Origin of the sequence: Pseudomonas sp. P1.8 (assembly GCF_001269805.1) — a bacterium.
Taxonomy (GTDB): domain Bacteria; phylum Pseudomonadota; class Gammaproteobacteria; order Pseudomonadales; family Pseudomonadaceae; genus Aquipseudomonas.
Genome location: NZ_LHVM01000015.1, coordinates 26,827 through 50,665, shown reverse-complemented (window position 1 = coordinate 50,665; position 23,839 = coordinate 26,827). Strand labels below are relative to the sequence as shown.

Genomic DNA, 23,839 nt, shown 5'->3' with positions numbered 1-23,839 from the left:
GGCGTTGCTAGCGATGCACCCTCTCAATGGGCTCAACAATGCCCTCGATGGATTACGCATCTATGCACCAGTTCATATCCTGTCTCTTCACCCTGGCCGTTAAACCTGAAGAATTTCAGGAATTCAAAGCACTGATCTCGAAAATCGTCGCAGCGACTAGAGAAGAACCAGGCACTCTAGTTTATGAGTACAGCGTCAATGAGGACGCCAACACCGTCCACATTCTTGAGCGCTATAACGCAGACGCTGTTGTAAGCCATGTCGATTTAACGTTTGCACCGTTCGGAGAGCGCTTTCTCCAGCTTTGTCAAGTTACCGGCCTGGTCGTATACGGCACACCAGATGCAGAAATTCGCAAGCGACTCGACCCGTTTGGCGCAGTTTATATGACACCTTTCGACGGCTTCAGTCGTTAACTGCATCGCTACGTACTTAGAGATAAACATGTCCACTATTATTGAAATCATCAAATCGCGTATTTCTGCTAACAACTACGACTCCGAGCGCACATTGAGCGACCAGGAGATTTCAAATCTGACCGACCTCGCGACTCACGCACCTTCGGCATTCAATCTTCAGAACTGGCGTTTCATCGCAGTGCGTAGCTCCGAAGCCAAAGCACGGCTGTTGCCGCTTGCTTATAGCCAGCAGAAAGTGATGGATGCCGCAGTGACGTTCATTGTCTGCGGGACACTGAACCCGCATGAGTCGCTGCCGTCTTCGTTGAAGCCAACACTGGACAAAGGGATTATTGATGAGGCGATTTACGACATGTGGGTTGGTGCAGCGAACGGGATGTACAAGGACAATCCTCAATTGCAGCGAGACGAAGCTATCCGTTCCGGCTCTTTGGCCGCTATGACATTGATGCTGGCGGCAAAAGGTCAAGGTTTGGCCTCAACGCCCATGATAGGTTTTGACGCTGCAGCCGTATCTGAAGCATTCAATCTGGCTGCGAGTGAAGTACCAGTAATGCTTGTCACCGTAGGCTATCCAGGGACAGCTAACTGGCCTCAAAAACCACGCAAAGCCGTCCATGACGTTCTCGAGCTTGTTTGAGTGCAAACACACTGGTCAAGCCTACGGATTTGTTCACTAGCCGTCACGGCAGCTTAGTTGCAGGTTGTCGTGGCCTATTGCAGTTCATTGGCGTGCCAGTCGGGATCATTGCATCAGATTGATCATGCGGTTCGCGCCCGCCTCTCCTCGCGATGTACCTTGGCAAATCAGCAGTGCGATACGCCTTGCCGCTCTGATACATGCCCTGGCGGAGTTCAGCACCGAGTCTGGGAGTACCTTCCATACCAATTACGTGCTTTATTCGGTATCAAAGCATGATGCGGGGATTGCCTAGGGTCTGCTGGCATCTTTCAGACAGCTTGGCGACTTCATAGGCGTGACAGTTTTCGGCACGATGCTAGCCAGCTCCGATGCTGCGATCTTCACTGATGGTATGTCTAGGTTGATATTGCTGTCGGCTGGCGGTGCTGCATCGGTTTGAATATCTACGTCGCTCGCAAATCGCCGAAGACTGATAGCTAGAAGCGGTCGCCGCTAAGCCAGACCGCCTCTACCGTTTTGGATTCGAATGCATCGATCATTCAAGAAAGATTGTCGGGTCGGTTAGACAATATCATCCACTACACCACCGTCGACCCGGAGCGCCGCGCCTGTTGTTGCAGAGGCTTGAGGCGAACATACGTAGACGATCATATTGGCCACCTCATCGACGGTGGCTGCACGCTGGATAATCGAGCTGGGTCGATGCTCCATCACGAAATCCTTGACGACTGACTCCAATGCTTTGCCCGTGCGCGCCACCTCTTCCTGCATCATCTGCGCAACGCCATCGGACAGCGTTGGCCCGGGCAATACACTGTTTACCGTCACGCCACTGCCCGCTACTCGCTTGGCCAGACCGCGCGCCAATGCCAGTTGTGCCGTTTTGGAAACGCCGTAATGAATCATGTCGGCAGGTATGTTTCGTGCCGACTCAGACGCGATAAATACTACGCGCCCCCAGCCTTTTTCAACCATGGAAGGAAGCAGAGCGCGGCTCAGCCGTACGCCTGACATAACGTTGGTTTGCCAATAGTCATCCCAAACGTCATCGCTGGTGTCGAAAAAATCTTGAGGGCCGTAGATACCTGCGTTATTGACCAAGATGTCCACGGACTTCACTTCGCTCAGAACAGTCTCAACTCCCCCTTTTGTGCTTAGGTCTGCTGCTACGCCACTGACCATCGCTTCAGGCACTTCAGTTAATAACCGCAAAAGGGCCGCCTTCACCGATTCTTCGCTGCGACCATTGATGACAACATGAGCACCCGCCTGCGCCAGTCCTTTCGCGGTGGCAAAGCCGATTCCACCAGTAGACGCAGTCACAAGAGCTCGCTTTGTATCCAGCTGAATGTTCATTCATTTCTCCATCGAAAGAAGGGTATTCATCACCACTTCTTGTAGGCGCCCTTAGCATAAGCAAGGACAAACATGAACTCTAATCAACTGACAGTTTCGGATAAATGCCTGGTTTGGCGCATGACTTACAACAGGTCGTTTCGAAAGCTCGACCCAGTCGAAAGCCGAGCGGTTCAACTAGAGGCGCAGTTTGATCGACGGCTGCAAGCGTGGGTCATACATACGATCCCTTTCCAGGCATTTTGATACCGTAATGGTTCACTCGTCGGTACAGGGTCGCACGAGAGATTCCCAGCTCCTGAGCCGCCAACAAAGGCTTCCATCGATTGCGTACCAAAGCGTCGAATAAAATCTGTCGCTCAGGGTCACCACTAGAGGTCTCCTGAGCAAGAGAAGGGATGGCTACTCCTGGTAATTCAGGTAGATCAGCTGCCCCTATGAGCGTCTCATCGGCGATAGCACAGGCATACTTCAAAACATGATGGAGCTGGCGTACGTTTCCGGGCCAATCGTAGTTGAGCAGCATTTCTAGCGCTGCATCGCTAAGACTGTAATTAACCCCTGCATGCTCCGACTCTTCATCCAGTAATTTGGTAATAATGGACAGCTTATCGCTCCTTTCGCGCAATGGAGGAAGGTCGAACCGCGCTCCATTCAAACGAAAGTAAAGGTCTTCGCGAAACGTACCGGCAGCCACCAATTTTGAAAGGTCACGATGGCTTGCGCAGACGATTTGAATGTCTACAGACTCCCTGCGCGCCGAGCCTAGCGGCGCAATCTCGCCTTCGCTCAGGACTCTTAGTAATCGAGTCTGCAGTGAAAGTGGCATGTCGCCAATTTCATCAAGGAACACTGTCCCACCGTCAGCCTGCTGCAGCAGACCACGTACTCCCTTGCTAGACGCTCCAGTGAACGCTCCCGCGCTGTATCCGAAGAGTTCACTTTCTATCAAGCCCTCAGGTATAGCGGCGCAATTGATGGCCACAAAGGGTTTGTCTCTTCGAACACCTGCATCGTGTAATTGGCGGGCAAAATAGTCCTTCCCGACTCCAGTTTCACCTTGGATGAGTACTGGAAGTCCTCGATCCTTAACCCGAACAGCTCGGCTCAGCGCATGGGCTAAGCGCTGATCGATATCCTGGCGGTTTGGCACACTCACAGTCATTGGACGGCGAGGTGCTTTCAATCGCACATATAGGTCGAGGAAAGGGATGTGGTGCAAGCTATCGTCGGTCGATGAGGGGAGCCGTACCGATGGAAAGGCTTCCGATATAGTTTGGGGAAGCTTTCCATGTCGTCGAACAAGGAGTCGTTTAGCCGCTGGGTTGAGTGCTCGAAGCACACCATCACTGTCCCAGGCAAAAAGAAACTCGGGCTGGCTGTCTACATACCCGACAAGAGCATGCGCTCTCAGAACCCAAAGATCCTGAGTGCTGTACATGAAAAATGCGTTTTCAATTTCTTTGGCACTTTGGATCACCATCTGACGGATCAGATGCTGGCTGCGGCGGTCATCCGGTGTGCCCATCGCTGAAACATCAATCACTGCTATCAGCTCGCCGGTGGGTGAAAAAATGGGTGCCGCCGAGCAGGTGATGCCAATGAATGCTGCTCGAAAGTGCTCATTCTTGTGAACAGTCACTGGTTCCTGATTTATCAGTACAGAGCACACTCCGGTGGTGCCCTCCTCACTTTCCGACCAACATGTACCAAGATCCATGCCCGAGCGCCGATATTCCCCTCGAATGCTGGACTCCACACGCATGTCGATGGTGCATCCCTGTGTGTCGGTCAACATTACGCAATAGTCGGCATCGCTGACACGGCCATGGAGCCTCGACATTTCATCGCCCGCAATCAGCAAAAACTCGTCCACTTGTTGGCGCTGCTGAGTTAACTGGAATGACTCAAGGATGCGTGGCCCCTGCAATGATCCAGGATCCAGATGATAGTTCTGCATCGATCGTCGCCATGAGTCAACGATGACGAAGGGTACGGGCAAGCTGGGCGCCCGATCGGCAGTACGCAAAACTCGACTCACATGGTCGACATGAGCCTTTGAGTAGCTAGAGGGCATGAAGGCCTCCGCGGGTAAATTATAATTTTTGTGTGGTCTCATTAAAAGCTGATACTGGTGCTGCGACAAGCCTTATCCATTCTGGCCATAGTGCTGAGACATAACATCTCAAGTTTCGCAGAGCCTCTCAGACTCCTATGAACATTATGTCTCCATACGGAAGTTATGAAAGAGCCAGTGCGCCACTAAAAAACTATACAAAACAATATGTTAAGCATTAACCAAAAACTTGGCATCCGCCTTGCTCTCTTCATCTCAGCGTCCCACACAAGGTGAACGCATCTCAAACAACAAGAAGAGGCAACACATGAGCCATACGACTTCTCTCGATTTTTCTCTGGCCGGTAAAATCGCTTTGGTGACTGGGGCCGGTCGTGGCATCGGCCAAGGCATTGCATTGAGCTTGGCTAACGCTGGTGCTGATGTTGCGGTAGCTGACTATGACATCGGCATTGCAGAAGAAGCCGCGGCCAAAATTCAAGCGCTTGGGCGCCGTGCTATCTCGTTGCAGGTCGATGTGGCCAATCCTGAAAGCGTGACTGAGATGATGTCTCAGGTTAAGGCGCAACTGGGACGTCTGGATGTGGCGGTTAACAATGCTGGGGTTGTCAGTATCGGCAGCGTCGCGGAGTTGGCCGTACGCGACTGGGATCGCATCATGAATATCAACGCCCGCGGTGTTTTCCTATGCTGCCAGGCGGAGGTGCGCCTGATGCTTGAGCAACAGGCCGGCCGCATCATTAACATTGCCTCAATCGCTGGCAAAGTCGGGTTCCCTGATCTCGCCCACTACAGCGCCTCAAAGTTCGCCGTCATCGGCTTCACCAATGCGTTCGCCAAAGAGGTTGCTCGCAACGGTATCACGGTCAATGCCCTGTGCCCCGGCGTGGTCGGCACAGGCATGTGGCGGGGTGAACAGGGTTTGTCCGCGCGGTGGAGCAATCCTGGTGAGACCGAAGAGCAATCTTGGGAACGTCACCAGTCAACCCTGCTTCCGCAGGGAGAAGCTCAGACAGTTGAAGACATGGGGCAGCTGGCGGTTTACCTCGCGTGTGCGCCTCACGTAACCGGGCAGGCCATCGCTGTAGATGGCGGTTTCTCTCTGTAGAGCAACCCCACGCAGAGTGCAGATGATGGTTGCAACCATCATCTGCTAAAGCACCCAAACACCTCTTTCGTAAAACGCATTTTTCTCGTCCTTCAATCGAGATAAAGGGCATCTGCTTGCCTGAATTTCCTGCCAGCTCGTTTAGAGCACCAGGAATCGAGGCAACCTATCAGGAGACAATAATGACAACTTCCGTTCTCGCAAAACGCTCCCTTGGAAGCGATACCATCCACTACGATGCGATCATCATCGGTGCAGGTTTCGGCGGGATATATATGCTGAAAAAGCTGCGTGATGAATTGGGTCTAAAAGTGCGAGCTTTCGATAAGGCCGCCGGCGTGGGGGGGACATGGTATTGGAATCGTTACCCAGGTGCGCTCTCGGATAGCGAGTCATTTGTCTACTGTTTCTCATGGGATCGCGAACTGTGCCAGGAGTGGAATATCACCACTCGCTACCTTACCCAGCCGCAGATTCTCTCGTACATGAACCATGTCGTCGACCGACATGATTTGGGCAAAGACATCCAGCTCGAGACTGCTATTTCCTCGGCAGAATTTGATGAGGAAACCAGCCGTTGGCTGGTAAGTACCGACGACGGCCATCACTACAGCGCCAAGTACCTCGTAACTGCGCTTGGCCTGCTTTCGGCCACTAACATCCCTAAAATTAAAGGCCTCGACCAGTTCCAAGGAAAGAAGTATCACACCGCAAACTGGCCAGAAGATGCCGCTCTTGAAGGCAAGCGTGTAGGGGTTATCGGCACGGGCTCCACAGGCTGCCAAGTGATTACCGCAATCGCGCCCACAGTCGGGCACCTCACTGTTTTTCAGCGATCGGCACAGTACACCGTGCCTGTTGGAAATGGCCCGCTGAGCCGTGAGGCGATCGATGGCGTCAAACGTAATTACGATGCTATCTGGAAGCAGGTCAGAGATTCGCGCTTGGCCATGGGCTTTGAAGAAAGCGCCTTGCCAACCATGAGCGTTTCTGCCGAAGAGCGTGAGAAAATCTTCCAGAGCGCTTGGGACATCGGTGGCGGGTTCCGCTTCATGTTTGAGACATTCGGCGATATTGCTGTCGACGAACAAGCCAACATTGCAGCTCAAGACTTCGTTCGCTCCAAAATCGCGGAGATCGTCAAGGATCCCGAAACAGCGCGCAAGCTCCAGCCACGCGAGCTCTATGCAAAGCGTCCCCTGTGTGACAGCGGTTACTATGCAACCTTCAATCGTGAAAACGTCTCGCTGGTGGATGTCAAAGCCAATCCCATTGATGAGATTACCAGCAAAGGCATTCGTACCGCTGATGGTGTTGAGCATGAGCTAGATGTGCTGATTTTTGCCACGGGCTTCGATGCCGTCGACGGCAACTACAAGCGTATCGACATCCGTGGCCGTGACGGCCAAAGCATTAAGGATCATTGGAAAGACGGCCCATCTAGTTATCTGGCGGTGGCCACTTCCAACTTCCCGAACATGTTCATGATTCTCGGCCCAAATGGCCCTTTCACCAATCTTCCTCCAACCATCGAAACGGAAGTGGAGTGGGTTTCAGATCTGATCGGATTCATGGAAGAAAACGAGCTGGAGTGCGTAGAGCCAGTCGAGGGCAAGGAACAGGAATGGAGCGAGATCTGCAGCGAGATCGCCAACCAGACGTTGTTCGCCAAGACCGACTCCTGGATTTTCGGAGCGAACATTCCGGGTAAACCCAACTCCGTTTATTTCTACATGGGTGGGCTCGGGGCCTTCAGGGAAATCCTAGACTCCGTGAAGCGTGAAGACTATCGCGGCTTCAAATTCAAACCCGTTAAAGCATCTAACCAATACGCACAGCAAGGCCGTCACTGACCATCAAAGGTAATCAGGTACTGGCCTGCATGGTCAGTACGCTGATCCGATAGGTTTTTGTGCCTGTAGAAAATTGGAGATTAAGTAGTGGAACTCAAAAATCCGGAACTGTTTCGGGAGCACGCTTACATCGATGGTGAATGGTGTCATGCGGACAGTGGCAACAGCATCACCGTCGTTAACCCATCCACCAGCGCCATCATCGGACAGGTTCCTAAAATGGGCCGCGTTGAAACGCGTCGCGCTGTCGAGGCGGCTGAACGCGCGCTGCCTGCATGGCGTGAACTTTCGGCGAAGGAGCGCTCTGCAAAGCTGCGTCGGTGGTATGAACTGATCATCGAAAACCAGCTCGATTTAGCTCGGATAATGACGCTTGAACAAGGAAAACCTCTGACTGAAGCTCAAGGCGAGATTGTTTTCGGTGCTTCGTATATCGAGTGGTATGCGGAAGAAGCCAAGCGTATCTACGGCGACATCATTCCGGGGCAGACCGATCGCCGACTGATGGTTCTTAAGCAACCGATTGGCGTTTGCGCAGCAATCACTCCGTGGAACTTCCCGTCCGCGATGATCACCCGCAAAGCTGGCCCAGCACTTGCCGCTGGCTGCACAATGGTAATCAAGCCGGCCTCTCAAACCCCCTTCTCGGCGCTTGCACTGGTGGCACTCGCTGAGCGCGCAGGCATACCTCGTGGTGTCTTGTCCGTAGTTACCGGGGCTGCCGCTGAGATCGCGGAAGAACTGACAAGTAATTCTGCTGTACGCAAGATTTCGTTCACCGGCTCGACGGAAATTGGTCGTGAGCTTATGGCCAAGTGTGCGTACGACATTAAGAAGGTGTCACTTGAACTCGGAGGCAATGCCCCTTTTATCGTGTTTGAAGATGCCGACCTGGATGCCGCGGTACAGGGGGCTATCGCTTCCAAGTTCCGCAACGCGGGCCAAACGTGCGTTTGCACCAACCGACTGTATGTCCATGACTCGGTTTACGAGGCTTTCGTTGGAAAACTCGCTGCCGCAGTGAATGACTTGAAAATCGGCGACGGTTTCGGCGACGGCGTTGTACTTGGCCCGATGATCGACGGCAACGCAGTCGCGAAGGTGCAGGAGCACATCGACGATGCGCTAGAAAAAGGTGCTCGCGTCGTAACAGGGGGAGGCTCGCATCAGCTGGGCGGAAACTTCTTCAAACCTACTGTTCTGGTAGATGTCCCGGACAGCGCACGAGTTTCGAAAGAGGAAACTTTCGGCCCTCTGGCGCCAGTGTTCCGCTTCTTCGAAGACGCTGATGTCATCCGTCGAGCAAATGATACGGAATTCGGCCTCGCAGCCTACTTCTATTCATCGAGTCTAAGTCGCGCCTTCCGTGTGGGTGAGGACTTGGAGTACGGAATAGTTGGCGTCAACACCGGAATCATCAGCTCCGAAGCAGCTCCCTTTGGAGGTATCAAAGCATCCGGTATCGGCCGCGAGGGCTCAAAATACGGTATCGAGGACTATCTGGAGATCAAGTATCTCTGCCTGGCGGGCATTTAGACGTCCGAACCGCTACAGCGCACATGCCTCATCTGGCTATACGACCAGATGAAGCATCTGCTTCAAATACCTGAATCAAATGACCTCTCCTAAAGCAACTGCGCGCCGGCGTTGCAGCTGTTCGGGCAGAGAGTGCTGTGTCGTGAAAATCATAAAAATAAGGGCTCACCGACATGAACATGAAATGGCAACTGCCTTTCGGCATGGGAATTTTTGCATGCATCATCAACTCGGCTACCGCATCCCAATGGGCAACGGGAGATTGGGGTGGTACGAGAAATCAGCTCCTCGACAAGGGGTACGACTTCACTCTTGATTACACCGGTGAGGCAGCATCCAACCTGCATGGTGGCTATAACCACGACAATACGGCACGTTACACCGCACAATGGGCGCTCGGTACGCACCTGGATCTGCAGAAGATATTTGGCTGGAATGCTGCTGATTTCAAATTGACCATTACCGAGCGAAACGGTAACAACTTGTCTAATGATCGCATTAGTGATCCTCGCACCGGCCAGCTGAGTTCGGTGCAGGAGGTTTGGGGGCGTGGCCAAACTTGGCGGCTCACTCAGATGTGGTATCGCCAGAAGTTTTTTGACAACGCATTGGACGTAAAAATTGGACGCATGGGGATCCAGGAAGACTTCAACAGCTTTCCTTGTGACTTCCAGAGTCTTTCGTTCTGTAGCTCTCCAATTGGCAACGTGGTCGGAGATATCTGGTACAGCTGGCCTGTGAGTCAGTGGGGCCTACGGCTTAAGTACAACGTGCATCCTGATGTGGCACTCCAGGTTGGTGCATTCGAGCAAAATCCGTCCTACCTGGAGACCGGAAACGGCTTCAAGCTAAGCGGAAGTGGATCCCAAGGAATGCTATTGCCAGTAGAGGCAGTATGGAGTCCAGACTTTGGTAGCGAGAAGTTGGCAGGAGAGTATCGTCTCGGTTATTACTACAGTTCTGCGAGTGCAAATGATGTGTACGAAGATACCAATGGAAACCCTCAGGGCCTAACCGGACAACCCTTTAAATCACGTGGCAGCAAGCATGGCTGGTGGGTAATAGCCCAACAGCAGTTGACCCATCGCAACGGCGATCCAACCCGTGGCCTCTCGATATTTGCCAGCCTGACGTTCCCTGATCAAGCGACGAGTCCCATCGACAGTTATCAGCAGATAGGTGTCGTATACAAAGGCCCTTTCGATGTCCGGCCTGAGGACGACATCGGGCTCGGATTTGCGCGGATCCATGTCAACGATGATGTTTCCAAACGACAGAACCAACTCAACACGGTAAGCGGCATCACCAGTTACGATGATCCCAATTTCGTCCCCATCCAGCGCACTGAGTACAACATGGAGTTGTACTACGGCGTTCATGTTACCGATTGGGTGACCATCCGCCCGAACCTTCAATATGTTCGTCACCCAGGTGGCGTATATGAGGTCGATAACGCCTTCGTCGCAGGTTTGAAGATTCAGGCCTCATTCTGATTTGACCTTAAAAACGCTTATCCCTCGGATGAATGCCCCTCAGGCTTACGATCCCGTGTGCCTGAGGATATTCAAGAAAAAAGGACTGCTATGAACAATGCTGAATCCCCACCATCTTGGTTCACGGGGCGCTTTTTGGCGCTCGCGATCTTTACAGTGCTTCTCGGGTTAAGCGGCGTCGTACTTGCTCTAGGAGGCATACGCCTGATTAGCCTAGGAGGATCCTGGTACTACTTACTGGTAGGGGTTGGCATGTGTGCATCTGCCGCTCTTTACCTACGACGCAGCTCTTCGGCTTCGTATCTCCTTGGCTTCATATTTTTGGCCACAGTCATCTGGTCTTTGTGGGAAGCAGGCTTGCAGTTTTGGCCACTGGTACCTCGACTGGCGCCATTCTTAGTTATCGGTCTGCTGGCGGCGCTGGCACACCCATTGGTCAGCCATGGCAGACTGGTCAAAACCAGTCGAATCCTGGCTGGTGTCTTCGCTCTCGGCCTCATCTGGGGTGGCTACAGGCTTTTTACTCCCCACGGAACCGTTGATGCTACCGACACCTCGGTTGATCCTGTAGCAACCGCGGCTGAGCCCGAACCAGGCGAGGCATGGCAGTACTATGGACGGACGCCACGCGGCACGCGCTTTGCTCCAGCCACCCAGATCAACCGTGAAAACGTAGATAAGCTGAAAGTAGCCTGGACGTTCCACACTGGCGATCCTGCCAACAAGTTTTCCGAGAATCAGAACACACCTATCCAGGTCGGCGACACTCTCTTTCTGTGTACTCCAATGAACAAAATCTTCGCTTTGGATGCTGACACGGGTAAAGAAAAATGGAGCTTCGATCCAAAACCTGCAGATACTCAAACTTGGAATCGCTGCCGAGGTATCGCGTATTACGATGCCGCCGCAGTGGCCACCCCCCTCACCTCCCCATCATCTACGGTTGTTTCTAAGGCCAAGAATTCCAAAGAGGTCATCGGGCACGTAGATGCAATCTGTACGCGCAGAGTCGTGCTGACCACTATTGACGCTCGGCTCATGCAGGTCGATGCCGATACTGGTAAGTCCTGTGAAGACTTCGGAACAGGGGGAACAGTAGATCTCAAAGTCGGCATGGGTGAGATCAAAAAGGCTTACTACTTTCCCACCTCGACGCCTACAGTTGTCCAGGATCTAATCATTGTGGGCGGCTGGGTGTTTGATGGTCGTGCTGTAGATGAGCCTTCTGGGGTTCTTCGTGCCTTTAACGCAAACAATGGCCAATTGGTATGGGCGTGGGATTTGGGTAATCCCATGATCATTAAGCTTCCACCTGAGGGCGAGACCTATACACGCGGCACACCGAATGTCTGGTCGACCCCTTCGTTTGACGAAACGCTGGGGCTGATTTACGTGCCGACCGGTAACCAGGAACCAGACTTTTGGGGGGCACATCGCACGCCAGCTGCTGAAGAATTTTCGTCTTCTGTAGTGGCCCTAGAGCTGGCGACCGGACGAGTTCGCTGGAAATTCCAAACTGCCCATCATGACCTTTGGGATTATGACGTCCCGTCGCAGCCTGCCCTGTACGACCTTCCTGATGGTGCCGGTGGGAAAATCCCAGCGTTGGTTCAGCTGACAAAGCGGGGGCAAATCTTCGTTTTGGATCGTCGCAATGGTAAGCCACTAACAAAAGTCGAGGAGTTGCCTGTCCCCCAAGAACACCAACAGGGTGACTGGGTGAGCAAGACCCAACCCTACTCCACCGGAATGCCGTCAATTGGTAACGAATCGTTGAGTGAGAGGCGCATGTGGGGTGCCACCTTTTTCGATCAACTGGCCTGTCGGATAGCATTTCGTAAATTGCGCTACGAGGGTGAGTTCACTGCCCCGACTACTACTGCTAGCCTGCTATATCCAGGCTACTACGGAGGCATGAACTGGGGCAGCGCTTCCATCAATGAAGACAAAGGCTATCTTTTCGTCAACGACATCCGCATGCCACAAGTTGTAAAACTGATCCCTCGTGAACAAGTAGACCCAGCTCACCTGGTACCGGGACATGGTGTTGGCAGCATGTATCCAATGGAAGGAACGCCCTATGTTGTCGACCATTCATCGCTGAATTCTCCGCTGGGAATTCCTTGCAACGAGCCGCCATGGGGAACCTTCTCCGTGATTGACCTGAAGACCCAAAAACTTGTGTGGCAACGTCCGGCCGGGACAATTGCAGATACGGTGGTCAACGACGTCAAGGCCCGTCTCCCTATCCCTTTGGGAATGCCTACATTGGGAGGAGCGGTGAATACGGCTTCCGGTCTGGTCTTCTATGCTGCGACTCAGGATTACTTCCTGAGAGCCATGGACATCAAAACGGGTAAGGAACTTTGGAAGGGGCGTCTGCCTGTTGGCGCACAGGCTACTCCTATGACCTACGTTTCACCCAAGACCAATCGACAGTTTGTGGTTATCTCCGCGGGCGGTTCACGTAACTCACCCGACCGAGGAGACTATGTCATCGCCTACGCCCTTCCTGCGGGCGATTGAAGGCACGCTGAAATGGTGCTCGCTTCACCTTTTGCAAGTGGGCACCTTACGTAACATGGCGTTTAACTCAAGCACGTAATTTCCCTACCCAAGGTCTTTACGTGCCTATGCTATCCAAATCCATCCTGTGAGATGTGGTGATCTCACTCCACGACCTCATGTGACAACTTCCCCCCCCTTTGCTCAGTGTGTAATGGAATTTGCGCGCATCGCGTCCGCGTACCTCATAGTCGTTCCACTTATGTGATTGCTATCCATGAGCGCCAGCTGAAGACCCCCTGCATAAGCTAGGCGGGTACCCGTCGATACGGCAGTAGTTGCCCGATCTCACTTGCTCGCTGCGTTAGCAGTCGCGTCAGCATATCGTTAAGATACGCTAACCGCTGACTCCCTCTGGAACACTAAAGGATCTAGGATGACCAAAGCTAATGGTGTGGACGTCGAAGCGTACATTAAGGGTGAGATGGTTCTGCACTTTAGTCATATTACGTTGACCCAAAGGCGCACCGATGACCCCATGGTTTTTTTCGGGCCTGGGCAAGTACATCTTGATAAGGGGCAGCTAAAGTACGTGGTCTACCATACCTCCACTTCTGATGAGGCGAATCGGCATATGGCGATGAGTTTTTCAGGACAGGCGGGAGAGCTGGTAAAAGAGCATTCCCTTTTCGATTTTGAGGGCGTGGATGTTGCGGGGAAAATATGGGCTGCCAAGGGAGTGGATACCTCGGGAGGCGACTACCGTTCTGATTTTTGTGTGGTCGGGGGGACTATTGGGTTTCTCAGCTCTCGGCACGCATGCTCCGGAAGCCGCAAGAGCACTCTTCACCAAGTGTATTTTGACGACCCTCACTTCCCTTCTCCTCGGTTGTCGATAGCACCTAGCTTGGAGTTCGTATGCGGCGAATCCACCGTCACCATCACCAAAGATGAGTCTGGATGCGATGTAACTGTGCTGAATGGCGAGCTCAGCGACGGGTTCGCAAAGGCAGTCGAGAAGGCATTGAATGTGCTTAGTGGCGTTCGTCTACAACTGGGGGTCGCTGAAAAAGTTTGGGAGGGCCATTCCACTGTCGAGCTCTACTCAAGGGATATTGAGCTAAGTAACCAACAGCTCTTTCCCCCTGTTGAAATCCCCTTCAGATGCGCGTCTGATTTTTTTGGAGCAATTTTTAACCTGCTTGTTGGTTTTTTTGAGCAGGACGGAGCGGTCTTCTACGACAACTGGAACAAGCTAAACAGGGCATGGCAAGCGGGCTTGGAGTCGACCGCCCTGAACGTGAGCGTGTGTATAGAAGGCGTGCTCAAAGCATATTTTGAGGCGCTTGGCACTGATGGCGATTTCGCCGAGCTGTCCAAGCGCGCTGTACCCGCAGTCATGCGCCTGGATATAGATGAACGTGTAAAAAGCCTGCTTCGCTCCTGCCTTGGCGGCTCCGGTAACTTCAAGCCTAAGACAGCACTTCGTGCCCTTACACAGTCCGGCGAAATTAGCCCTGAGCTTGCGGGTAAGTGGAACAAGCTCAGAAGTGAAACAGCACACGCAGTGGTTGCCAGTGAAGCTCGGGAGGACTGGCAAAGAATGGTGGATCTGACGTTTGCCAACATCAAACTGTTCTACGAAATCCTTTTCTCGATCGTGGGCTACACAGGCGAACGAATCGACTACGAAAGTCGTGGCTTTCCATCTAGGTTGCCTTCGGCAAGGATTTGCGAGATGGATCAAGCCGAGGAGTGATTGCTGCACTGCGAACGGGATGCAGGATGCAGGATGCAGGATACGGGGTGCTGAACTGCTACCCGATGTCGACTTTTTAGAGATGCTGTACCGCGCTTGTAATCTGACAAACGCGGCACATCTTCCGCTTAGGATTGAATCTCTTTAATCATATTGCGTGCGATGATCACCTGCTGAATTTGGGTCGTACCCTCATACAGGCGGAACAAGCGCACATCTCGATAGAATCGCTCGATGGCGTACTCACTGACATAGCCCGCGCCGCCATGGATCTGCACGCAACGATCCGCTACACGACCACACATTTCCGTGGCGAACATTTTCGAGCACGACGCTTCGGTGCTGACATTCAAGCCCTGGTCGCGCTTACGCGCGGCATCCAGAACCATGCAACGGGCCGCATAGATCTCCGCCTTGCTGTCAGCCAGCATCGCCTGGATTAGCTGGAACTCGGCAATCGGTTTACCGAATTGCTTACGCTCTGTAGCGTAGCGCAGCGCATCATTCAACATACGTTCGGCAGCACCGACGCTCAGCGCGGCGATATGCAGGCGTCCTTTGTCCAAGACCTTCATTGCAGTCTTGAAGCCTACGCCCTCAACTCCACCAATCAACTGAGTCGCCGAGACACGGACATCGTCAAATATGACGTCACAGGTGTGAGCCCCCTTCTGACCCATCTTGTGATCCGGTTTTCCTAGGGTCAGTCCTGGAGTGCCACGCTCGACAATGAAAGCACTGATACCACCGGCGCCTTTGATGTCAGGATTGGTGCGAGCCATCACTGTGAAGATGCCGGCATGCGGTGCGTTGGTGATGAAGCGCTTGGTGCCATTGACAACGTAGGCATCACCATCCCTAACCGCGGTCGTTTTCAATGAAGCAGCATCAGAACCAGCGTCAGGTTCGGTCAAGCAAAACGAGCTGAGCAGCTCACCACTCGCCAGCTTCGGCAAAAAATGTGCTTTCTGCTCATCGGTGCCATCGATGAGAATACCGATGGAGCCGATACCGTTGTTCGTGCCGATGTAAGACCGGAAAGCAGGTGAAGTGCGACCAAGTTCGAAGGCAATATTGACCTCCTCCTCCATGGTCACCCCTAGACCGCCGAACTCCTCAGGGATGGTCAAACCAAAGAGGCCCATCTCTTTCATCTGCTGGACGATATCGCCAGGAATGGCGTCCGTCTCTGCTACTTCATTCTCGCGCGGTATCAGCTCGTGTTCGACGAACTGGCGGATCGAGTCCAACAGAATAGTGAGAGTTTCTGGGTCGCGAATCATATGCACTCCTCATTGCCCAACTGCGGGCTGACCAGGCGCACTGCCGCAACCCGCATCACTACGGAGCGGCGGCGCCGATGTTATTAACCATGTTGACCAGGCGGGGCCCGATGTCATCTTCAAGCTTTTCACGGGGGAGCTGGAAGCTAGGCCCGCCGCAGTTAAATGCCAGCAATCCGAACTGTGGGTGCATCAATGGAACCGCGACAGAATTCACGTCTCGATGCCATTCACCAATCGATAGGCAGTACCCGTAATCAGCGTAATCTCTAAAGGCTCGTTCCAAACCTTTGCGTAATGCCGGCCAGCTATCCGCTTCTCGCTGACGGATGTGCTCCAACAAAAATTCTCGCTCGTTCTCGGGCATCGCGGCTAAACAGGCGCGGCCAACAGAGCTTTGAGCCATTGGCAGATAACTGCCAATTTGACGACGCATCGTCATGTTTCCTTGTCCCTGAACTACGTCCAGGTAAACCATTTGTAGCCTGTCTCTTGCAGCCATGGCGACGGCCGCTTTCGCGTGGTTTGCCAACTGTTCCATCAGCGGATGTGCAACTGCCCGTATTGATAAATTCGAGAGCAGTCCATATCCAAATCCCAGTACACCCACGTCCAACTGATACTTCCCTGAGTGCATCTCTCGTTTGAGGTAACCCAGGCGCATCAATGTATTGGTCAAGCGAGTGACCGTTGGCTTCGGCAGCCCAGTTTTCTTGGCAAGCTCCTGATTGCCGAGAATGTTTTCTTTCGGCGTGAAGCAGCGGAGAAGCTCTAGCCCACGTGCTAGAGCAGTAACGAACTGACCACTTGCCTCCTCATCCGAACTGGAAACTCCATGGGTCAGCACACCCTTTTCCAAAATAACCAAGTCGTTCTGGTGGACATCGATTCCACCCTCATCACCTTCCGTCACCTTGGGGTGCATGTTAGGACTCCTTTTTTCAAAAAATCAAGAAAATAAAATCGTATTTCGTATAGTGAAACTATACCAGAAAGCAAACAACCCCATCAACAGATTGCCTGTTCATGCAGAAAAGCCCAGCTTTTACTAGAAATAACGATAATTCCAACAGACGGCTGTTTACACGATTAGCCAAGCAGCTCTATGATTTTAAGGAAAGTGGTATCGTATTTCGTATAGCGAAACACACGTATTAGGAGTTCGCATGAGTACACAGGTCACCGATGACGTCCAAGTTGAGATTCTGGATAACGGCGTTGCATCAGTGCGAATCAACCGCCCCGAAGCACGTAACGCTCTCAACACCTCAGTCCGGCAATCCCTCGCTGAACATTTCCAGGCGCTTGCTGTAGATGCTCGAGTGCGTGCGATCGTACTCACAGGTGGTGAGCAATGCTTCGTAGCCGGCGCAGACATCCGTGAGTTTGCAGAAGCTCGGCCTGTTGAGATGTACCTGCGACATACCGAACTGCTTTGGGGCGCAATCAGCAGCTGCCCAAAGCCGATCATCGCAGCTGTAAACGGCTTCGCCCTAGGCGGCGGCTGCGAGCTTGCTATGCACTGCGACATGATCATCGCCGGTGAGTCCGCTCGATTTGGTCAACCGGAAGTAAAACTCGGCCTCATGCCTGGTGCCGGCGGCACTCAACGACTCATCAGGGCTGTAGGAAAGTTCCAGGCCATGCGTATCGCGTTGACGGGGTGTCTGATCAAAGCTCCTGAGGCGCTAAGCATCGGCTTGGTCAGCGAAGTTGTCAGCGATGAGCAAACAATCGGTCGGGCCCACGAGCTGGCTGCCGAAATTGCAGCCCTTCCACCCCTGGCCGTCGCCCAGATCAAGGAAGTGATGCTTGCAGGGGCAGACCTTCCACTCGAAGCAGCACTTATTCTTGAGCGCAAAGCCTTCCAGCTGTTGTTCGATTCACACGATCAGAAGGAAGGCGCAGCTGCCTTCCTGGAAAAGCGCACCGCAGTGTTTAAAGGGGAGTGACAGAAATGACGCATGGCATTGAGCGAATGGGTGTTGTAGGTACCGGCGTGATGGGCGCAGGAATTGCGCAGATTGCGATTCAGGCAGGTATCGAGGTTCATCTGTTCGACGCGCGAGAAGGTGCTGCGCAGTCGGCCAGAGAAGGACTGACAAAGACACTCGGGAAGCTCGCTGAGAAAGGCAAGATCTCGGAGCAGGAGGCACGTACTGCGCTGGAACGTCTTCACGTCGCCGAGTCGCTCGGTTCCCTCCAAGACAGCCAACTGGTGGTCGAAGCCATTGTTGAGCGTCTCGATGCAAAGCAGGCCCTGCTTTCAGACCTCGAAAGCCTCGTCAGCGAGAGCTGCATTTTGGCATCAAACACGTCTTCACTGTCGATCACCAGTATTGCTCGCGGCTTGAAGCATCCGGAGCGAGTTGCGGGATTCCATTTCTTTAATCCCGTGCCACTCATGAAAGTGGTCGAAGTAATTGACGGCTTAGAGACTGATCCTCAAGTAGGTGATCGACTACAAGCACTCGCATTGAACATGGGGCATCTTGGAATCCGCGCCAAGGACACACCAGGTTTCATCATCAACCATGCTGGCCGGGCCTATAGCACCGAAGCGCTGCAAATCATGAAAGAAGCCGTCGCTGAGCCTGCGGACATCGACCGCGTTCTGCGAGATGGGATGGGCTTCAGAATGGGGCCGATGGAATTGTTCGACCTGACGGCTCTTGATGTTTCACATCCGGTGATTGAATCGATCTACAACCAGTTCTATCAAGATCCTCGGTACCGTCCATCCACACTGACCCGTCAGATGCTAGAGGCTGGCTTCGTGGGGAGAAAGGTAGGCCGCGGCTTCTATACCTACCAGGCCGGCCAGATGGTGAACCCTCCAACCGCTCAACCCGTTCCGACAGTGACATCTATGCCGTCGTTTTGGGTGGGTGCGGAAAACGAGGCAGATCGCTCGAAGCTGGTCATTTTACTTGAGCAGCTTGGGGCTGAGGTTGAACAGGCTGAAAGACCTTCTCAGACAGCACTGTGCCTGCTAGCACCCTATGGTCTTGATGCCACTGCCGCTTGCGCCCAATTCGGCACTGAACCAGCACGCTCTATTTGCATTGACTTGATTATTGACCTGCAGCGTCATCGCTGCCTGATGCAGTCACCAGCGACAGCGAAGGAAGTGCGCGAAGCCGCACATGCCCTCCTCACACGTGATGGTGTCGGGGTAACCGTGATCAATGACAGTGTTGGGTTCATTGCTCAACGCGTTCTGTCCATGGTCGTCAATCTCGGCAGCGATATTGTTCAGCAGCGCATCGCGTCTGTTGATGACCTGGATGAGGGTGTACGCCGTGGCCTTGGATACCCATTGGGCCCATTGGCTTGGGGGGACTCTCTGAAGCCTAAGCGCATTCTCACCATCCTCGAGCGAATCACCAAACTCACCGGCGATCCACGCTACCGCCCAAGCGGCTGGCTACGTCGTCGCGCGGATCTCGGCTTGTCCCTTCGCCACGCCGAACCTGCTTCGGTTTGATGCTCAAACTCATCTAGTTAGGAAATCAATCATGCTAAACGCATATCTGTATGGCGGTGTACGTACTCCATTCGGGCGCCACGGTGGCTCACTGGCAAAAGTTCGTCCTGACGACTTGGCTGCGCACGTTATTCGCGAACTGTTAAATCGACTAAACGTTCCGGGTGAGGCCATTGAAGATGTCATCCTCGGTAACACCAACCAAGCGGGTGAAGACAGTCGAAATATCGCTCGTCATGCGGCGCTACTTGCAGACCTGCCTGTCACCGTCCCAGGTCAGACCGTCAACCGACTGTGTGCCAGTGGCCTCGCCGCAGTCATCGACGCAGCTCGCGCTGTGAGCTGCGGCGAAGGTGACTTGATCATCGCTGGCGGCACTGAAAGCATGTCGCGCGCACCGTTCGTGATGGCAAAAGCGGAGGCTGCTTACACTCGTGATTTCACAGTTTTCGACAGCACCATCGGCGCCCGCTTCCCCAATCCGAAAATCATTGAAGCCTTCGGTAACGATACAATGCCGCAGACTGGCGACAACGTCGCTGCCGAATATAGAATCACTCGTGAGGAAGCCGATCGATTCGCCGCGGCATCCCAGGCACGGTATGAGGCCGCTCGCCAAGCCGGCTTTTTCGATGACGAGATCGTCGCGGTTTCGGTGCCGACTGGTCGTAAAACTCCTCCGCTGATCGTCGACCGTGACGAGCACCCTCGCCCAAGCTCCGATATGGCAGCTCTGGCAAAACTCAATCCGCTAGCTCCAAACGGGGTAGTCACAGCTGGTAACGCCTCCGGCGTCAATGATGGTGCTGCAGCGCTACTTATTGGCTCAGCCGAAGCAGGTGAGCGCTACGGGCTCAGACCCATTGCTCGTCTCTTATCTGCAGCAGTAGTCGGTGTAGAACCGCGCATCATGGGCGTTGGCCCAGTTGAAGCGGTAAAGAAGGCGGTGCAGCGCGCCGGACTGACCTTGGATGACATGGACATCATCGAGATCAACGAAGCCTTCGCCTCGCAGGTCTTGGGTTGCTTGAAAGGACTGGAAATCGCTTTCGATGACCCACGTGTAAACCCTAATGGTGGTGCCATCGCGGTAGGTCATCCGCTGGGCGCATCCGGTGCTCGTTTGGCGCTGACTGTAGCCAGAGAGCTGCAACGTTCGAACAAGCGATATGCAGTCATCAGTCTGTGCATTGGTGTAGGCCAAGGCTTGGCTCTGGTCATTGAGCGTCTGTAATCAATTATGGAGGATCATGATATGGGTGCGTTGAAAGGTTACCGTGTACTCGACCTCAGTCGCGTACTGGCCGGCCCATGGTGCGGCCAAATACTCGCTGACCTCGGAGCTGAGGTCATTAAGATCGAACGCCCAACCGTCGGTGACGATACCCGGGGTTGGGGGCCTCCATTCATGAAGAATGAAGATGGCTCCGACAGTGATGAAGCATCGTATTACCAATCTGCGAACCGCAACAAATACTCGGTCGCGGTCAACATCGCCACTAAAGAAGGTCAGGAGATCGTCCGGGCCCTCGCCACTGAGTGCGATGTGCTTATCGAGAACTACAAAGCGGGTTCATTGGAAAAATACGGACTCGACTACAAGAGCCTTTCGGAACTTAATCCCCAGCTCGTGTATTGCTCCATCACTGGATTTGGGCATACCGGCCCTCGTGCAGAGGAGCCAGGCTATGACTTCATCATCCAGGGCATGGGTGGATTGATGAGTATCACCGGCGAAAAGGACGGGGTGCCGGGTGCAGGCCCTCAAAAAGTCGGGGTCGCCGTGGCCGACGTCATGACTGGCCTCTATTCCACGATCGCTATCCAAGCTGCGCTGATCTCGCGCCAAAGCACGGGCCGCGGGCAACATTGCGATATGGCACTTCTGGATGTTCAGGTCGCCGCTTTGGGCAACCAGAGTCAGAACTACCTGAGCACTTCCAAATCTCCAGGCCGCCAAGGCAACGCCCATGTGAACATCGTGCCTTACCAGGTGTTCTCGGCCAAAGATATGGACTTCATTATCGCTTGTGGAAACGACAGCCAATTTGTCGCGCTCTGTAACGCTATTGGCAAGCCGGAATTGCTATCCGATTCGAGATTCACCAGGAACGCTGACCGGGTGCGTAACAGAGAAGCGATTGTTCAAATCCTTGCCGAGCACTTCCTCAACGACAGTGCCGACAATTGGGTATCGCGCATTCACTCTGTGAAGGTACCAGTTGGAGTGATCAACGATATTGGCCGGGCTCTCAGCGAACCCCAGGTACTGGCTCGCAACATGCTGGTCGCCCTGCCCCACAAGCAAAATTCTGCATTCCAGATGGTGGGTAGCCCAATCAAACTTTCTCACACGCCAGTGCAACACGTACGACCAGCTCCTCGACTGGGCGAGCATACCAATCAGGTACTCAGAGCTGCACTGGGAATGGATGACGCACGCCTCAGTGCGCTGACTGCACAAGGCGTCATCGAACAGTTCGCCGAAGATTAATCAATTGGGTCGGAGCTTTTAATTCCGACTCCACTGGATAAGAAAATGAAGATCCTCGTAAGCATCAAACGCGTTGTGGATTACAACGTCAAAGTCCGTGTCAAGGTGGACAATTCCGGCGTCGATCTTGCCAACGTCAAGATGTCGATGAACCCGTTCTGCGAGATCGCCGTGGAAGAAGCCGTACGCCTGAAAGAGAAAGGTGTTGCGACTGAAATCGTCGTCGTCTCCGTCGGCCCGTCCACCGCTCAAGAGCAACTGCGCACCGCGCTGGCTCTGGGTGCCGACCGCGCCATCCTCGTAGAAAGCGCCGAAGACCTGACTTCCCTGGCTGTTGCCAAACTGTTGAAAGCTGTTGTCGACAAGGAACAGCCACAGCTGGTGATCCTTGGCAAACAAGCCATCGACAGTGACAACAACCAGACTGGCCAGATGCTGGCGGCACTGAGCGGCTACGGTCAGGGCACCTTCGCCTCCAAAGTCGAAATCAGCGGCGACAGCGTAGCTGTTACCCGTGAAATCGACGGCGGCGCACAGACAGTTTCCCTGAAGCTGCCGGCCATCGTCACCACCGACCTGCGTTTGAACGAGCCGCGTTATGCGTCTCTACCAAACATCATGAAAGCCAAGAAGAAGCCTCTCGAGACGCTGACTCCGGACGCTTTGGGCGTTTCCACCGCCTCCACCAACACAACCTTGAAAGTCGAAGCGCCTGCTGCACGCAGCGCGGGTATCAAGGTCAAGTCGGTGGCTGAACTGGTCGAGAAACTGAAAAACGAAGCGAAGAAAATCTAAATGACTATCTTGGTTATTGCTGAACACGACAACAAAGTAGTGGCCCCGGCCACACTGAACACTGTTGCTGCCGCTGCCAAAATCGGTGGTGACATCCACGTTCTGGTTGCAGGCCAGGGCGCAGGCTCAGTGGCTGAAGCCGGTGCTCAAGTCGCTGGCGTGAGCAAAGTATTGGTAGCTGACAATGCTGCCTACGCTCACCAACTGCCGGAAAACGTCGCTCCTCTGGTTGCTGAATTGGGCAAGGGCTACAGCCACATCCTGGCTGCCGCCACTTCCAACGGCAAAAACATCCTGCCGCGCGTTGCCGCTGCACTGGACGTTGACCAGATCTCCGAGATCATCTCGGTGGAAAGCGCCGATACCTTCAAGCGTCCGATCTACGCCGGTAACGCCATTGCTACCGTTCAGTCGAACGCTGCAGTGAAAGTGATCACCGTGCGTGCTACCGGTTTCGACCCGGTTGCCGCTGTTGGTGGTTCCGCTTCCGTTGAAACCGTTGGCGCTGCTCACGACGCTGGTATCTCCAGCTTCGTCGGCGAAGAGCTGGCCAAGTCCGATCGTCCGGAATTGACCGCTGCCAAGATCGTCGTTTCCGGCGGTCGCGGCATGCAGAACGGCGACAACTTCAAGCACCTGTACGCCCTGGCCGACAAGCTGGGCGCTGCCGTGGGTGCTTCGCGCGCCGCGGTTGACGCAGGTTTCGTACCCAACGACATGCAGGTCGGTCAGACCGGCAAGATCGTTGCTCCACAGCTGTACATCGCGGTCGGTATCTCCGGCGCGATCCAGCACCTGGCCGGCATGAAAGACTCCAAAGTGATCGTTGCGATCAACAAGGACGAAGAAGCGCCGATCTTCCAGGTGGCCGATTACGGCCTAGTCGCCGATCTATTCAACGCAATCCCCGAGCTAAGTGATGTCTTTTAGATACACGGTTTGTAGGGAGGAAAAATCCTAACGCTCATATGGACGAACTCCATATGAAACCGGATTATGCACGCCATTCAATAGTCCTACTCCCACCTAGC

Annotated in this window: 18 protein-coding genes; 14 read left to right on the top strand and 4 right to left on the bottom strand. The window is 53.8% G+C overall.

Annotated features, from left to right (window positions below):
• The first annotated feature begins 62 nt into the window (after positions 1 to 62).
• Both AD668_RS16160 and AD668_RS16155 read left to right on the top strand, forming a co-directional pair.
• Positions 63 to 416 (top strand): putative quinol monooxygenase, encoded by a 354-nt coding sequence (locus AD668_RS16160; protein ID WP_053160519.1) that lies wholly within the window; start codon positions 63 to 65, stop codon positions 414 to 416.
• 28 nt (positions 417 to 444) lie between these two features.
• Positions 445 to 1,059, top strand: a complete 615-nt coding sequence (locus tag AD668_RS16155; RefSeq protein ID WP_053160517.1) for a nitroreductase family protein — start codon at positions 445 to 447, stop codon at positions 1,057 to 1,059.
• 564 nt (positions 1,060 to 1,623) lie between these two features.
• On the opposite strand, the gene AD668_RS16150 is transcribed toward AD668_RS16155, so the two are convergent.
• Together AD668_RS16150 and AD668_RS16145 are read right to left on the bottom strand one after the other, a co-directional pair.
• Positions 1,624 to 2,418 (bottom strand): SDR family NAD(P)-dependent oxidoreductase, encoded by a 795-nt coding sequence (locus AD668_RS16150; protein WP_053160515.1) that lies wholly within the window; start codon positions 2,416 to 2,418, stop codon positions 1,624 to 1,626.
• Positions 2,419 to 2,632: 214 nt separating this feature from the next.
• A complete protein-coding gene (locus AD668_RS16145) occupies positions 2,633 to 4,495 on the bottom strand; it encodes a sigma-54-dependent Fis family transcriptional regulator (RefSeq protein WP_053160513.1) in 1,863 nt (620 codons plus the stop codon).
• Between the two features lie 307 nt (positions 4,496 to 4,802).
• Between AD668_RS16145 and AD668_RS16140 the strand changes: the two genes are divergently transcribed.
• From AD668_RS16140 to AD668_RS16115, 6 genes are all read left to right on the top strand, one after another.
• Complete coding sequence (locus AD668_RS16140) at positions 4,803 to 5,603, top strand: SDR family NAD(P)-dependent oxidoreductase (RefSeq protein WP_053160512.1); 801 nt, start codon at positions 4,803 to 4,805, stop codon at positions 5,601 to 5,603.
• 182 nt (positions 5,604 to 5,785) lie between these two features.
• Positions 5,786 to 7,456, top strand: coding sequence for an NAD(P)/FAD-dependent oxidoreductase (locus AD668_RS16135; RefSeq protein ID WP_053160509.1), 1,671 nt, complete (start codon positions 5,786 to 5,788; stop codon positions 7,454 to 7,456).
• Positions 7,457 to 7,543: 87 nt separating this feature from the next.
• The gene (gene gabD, locus AD668_RS16130) at positions 7,544 to 8,992 is read left to right on the top strand and encodes an NADP-dependent succinate-semialdehyde dehydrogenase (RefSeq protein WP_053160507.1); all 1,449 of its coding nucleotides are present in this window, start codon (positions 7,544 to 7,546) and stop codon (positions 8,990 to 8,992) included.
• A gap of 203 nt (positions 8,993 to 9,195) precedes the next feature.
• Complete coding sequence (locus tag AD668_RS16125) at positions 9,196 to 10,485, top strand: carbohydrate porin (RefSeq protein WP_256220693.1); 1,290 nt, start codon at positions 9,196 to 9,198, stop codon at positions 10,483 to 10,485.
• A 90-nt stretch (positions 10,486 to 10,575) separates the two neighbouring features.
• Positions 10,576 to 13,011: a membrane-bound PQQ-dependent dehydrogenase, glucose/quinate/shikimate family gene (locus tag AD668_RS16120; protein WP_053160503.1), complete on the top strand. Its 2,436-nt coding sequence runs from the start codon at positions 10,576 to 10,578 to the stop codon at positions 13,009 to 13,011.
• A 415-nt stretch (positions 13,012 to 13,426) separates the two neighbouring features.
• On the top strand, positions 13,427 to 14,749 hold the full coding sequence (locus AD668_RS16115; protein WP_053160501.1) for a hypothetical protein: 1,323 nt from the start codon (positions 13,427 to 13,429) through the stop codon (positions 14,747 to 14,749).
• A 128-nt stretch (positions 14,750 to 14,877) separates the two neighbouring features.
• On the opposite strand, the gene AD668_RS16110 is transcribed toward AD668_RS16115, so the two are convergent.
• Together AD668_RS16110 and AD668_RS16105 are read right to left on the bottom strand one after the other, a co-directional pair.
• A complete protein-coding gene (locus AD668_RS16110) occupies positions 14,878 to 16,032 on the bottom strand; it encodes an acyl-CoA dehydrogenase family protein (RefSeq protein ID WP_053160499.1) in 1,155 nt (384 codons plus the stop codon).
• Between the two features lie 58 nt (positions 16,033 to 16,090).
• Positions 16,091 to 16,957: an IclR family transcriptional regulator gene (locus AD668_RS16105; protein ID WP_053160497.1), complete on the bottom strand. Its 867-nt coding sequence runs from the start codon at positions 16,955 to 16,957 to the stop codon at positions 16,091 to 16,093.
• Between the two features lie 241 nt (positions 16,958 to 17,198).
• Here AD668_RS16105 and AD668_RS16100 point away from each other — a divergent pair, with 241 nt between their 5' ends.
• The 6 genes from AD668_RS16100 to AD668_RS16075 are packed head-to-tail and all read left to right on the top strand — an operon-like array spanning position 17,199 to position 23,738.
• Positions 17,199 to 17,984: an enoyl-CoA hydratase gene (locus tag AD668_RS16100; protein ID WP_053160495.1), complete on the top strand. Its 786-nt coding sequence runs from the start codon at positions 17,199 to 17,201 to the stop codon at positions 17,982 to 17,984.
• Between the two features lie 5 nt (positions 17,985 to 17,989).
• Positions 17,990 to 19,519: a 3-hydroxyacyl-CoA dehydrogenase gene (locus tag AD668_RS16095; protein ID WP_053160493.1), complete on the top strand. Its 1,530-nt coding sequence runs from the start codon at positions 17,990 to 17,992 to the stop codon at positions 19,517 to 19,519.
• A gap of 31 nt (positions 19,520 to 19,550) precedes the next feature.
• Complete coding sequence (locus AD668_RS16090) at positions 19,551 to 20,753, top strand: 3-oxoadipyl-CoA thiolase (RefSeq protein WP_053160491.1); 1,203 nt, start codon at positions 19,551 to 19,553, stop codon at positions 20,751 to 20,753.
• Between the two features lie 21 nt (positions 20,754 to 20,774).
• Positions 20,775 to 22,013 (top strand): CaiB/BaiF CoA-transferase family protein, encoded by a 1,239-nt coding sequence (locus tag AD668_RS16085; RefSeq protein WP_053160489.1) that lies wholly within the window; start codon positions 20,775 to 20,777, stop codon positions 22,011 to 22,013.
• A 45-nt stretch (positions 22,014 to 22,058) separates the two neighbouring features.
• The gene (locus AD668_RS16080) at positions 22,059 to 22,808 is read left to right on the top strand and encodes an electron transfer flavoprotein subunit beta/FixA family protein (protein WP_053160487.1); all 750 of its coding nucleotides are present in this window, start codon (positions 22,059 to 22,061) and stop codon (positions 22,806 to 22,808) included.
• On the top strand, positions 22,809 to 23,738 hold the full coding sequence (locus AD668_RS16075) for an electron transfer flavoprotein subunit alpha/FixB family protein (RefSeq protein WP_053160484.1): 930 nt from the start codon (positions 22,809 to 22,811) through the stop codon (positions 23,736 to 23,738). It begins immediately after the preceding gene.
• Positions 23,739 to 23,839: the final 101 nt, after the last annotated feature.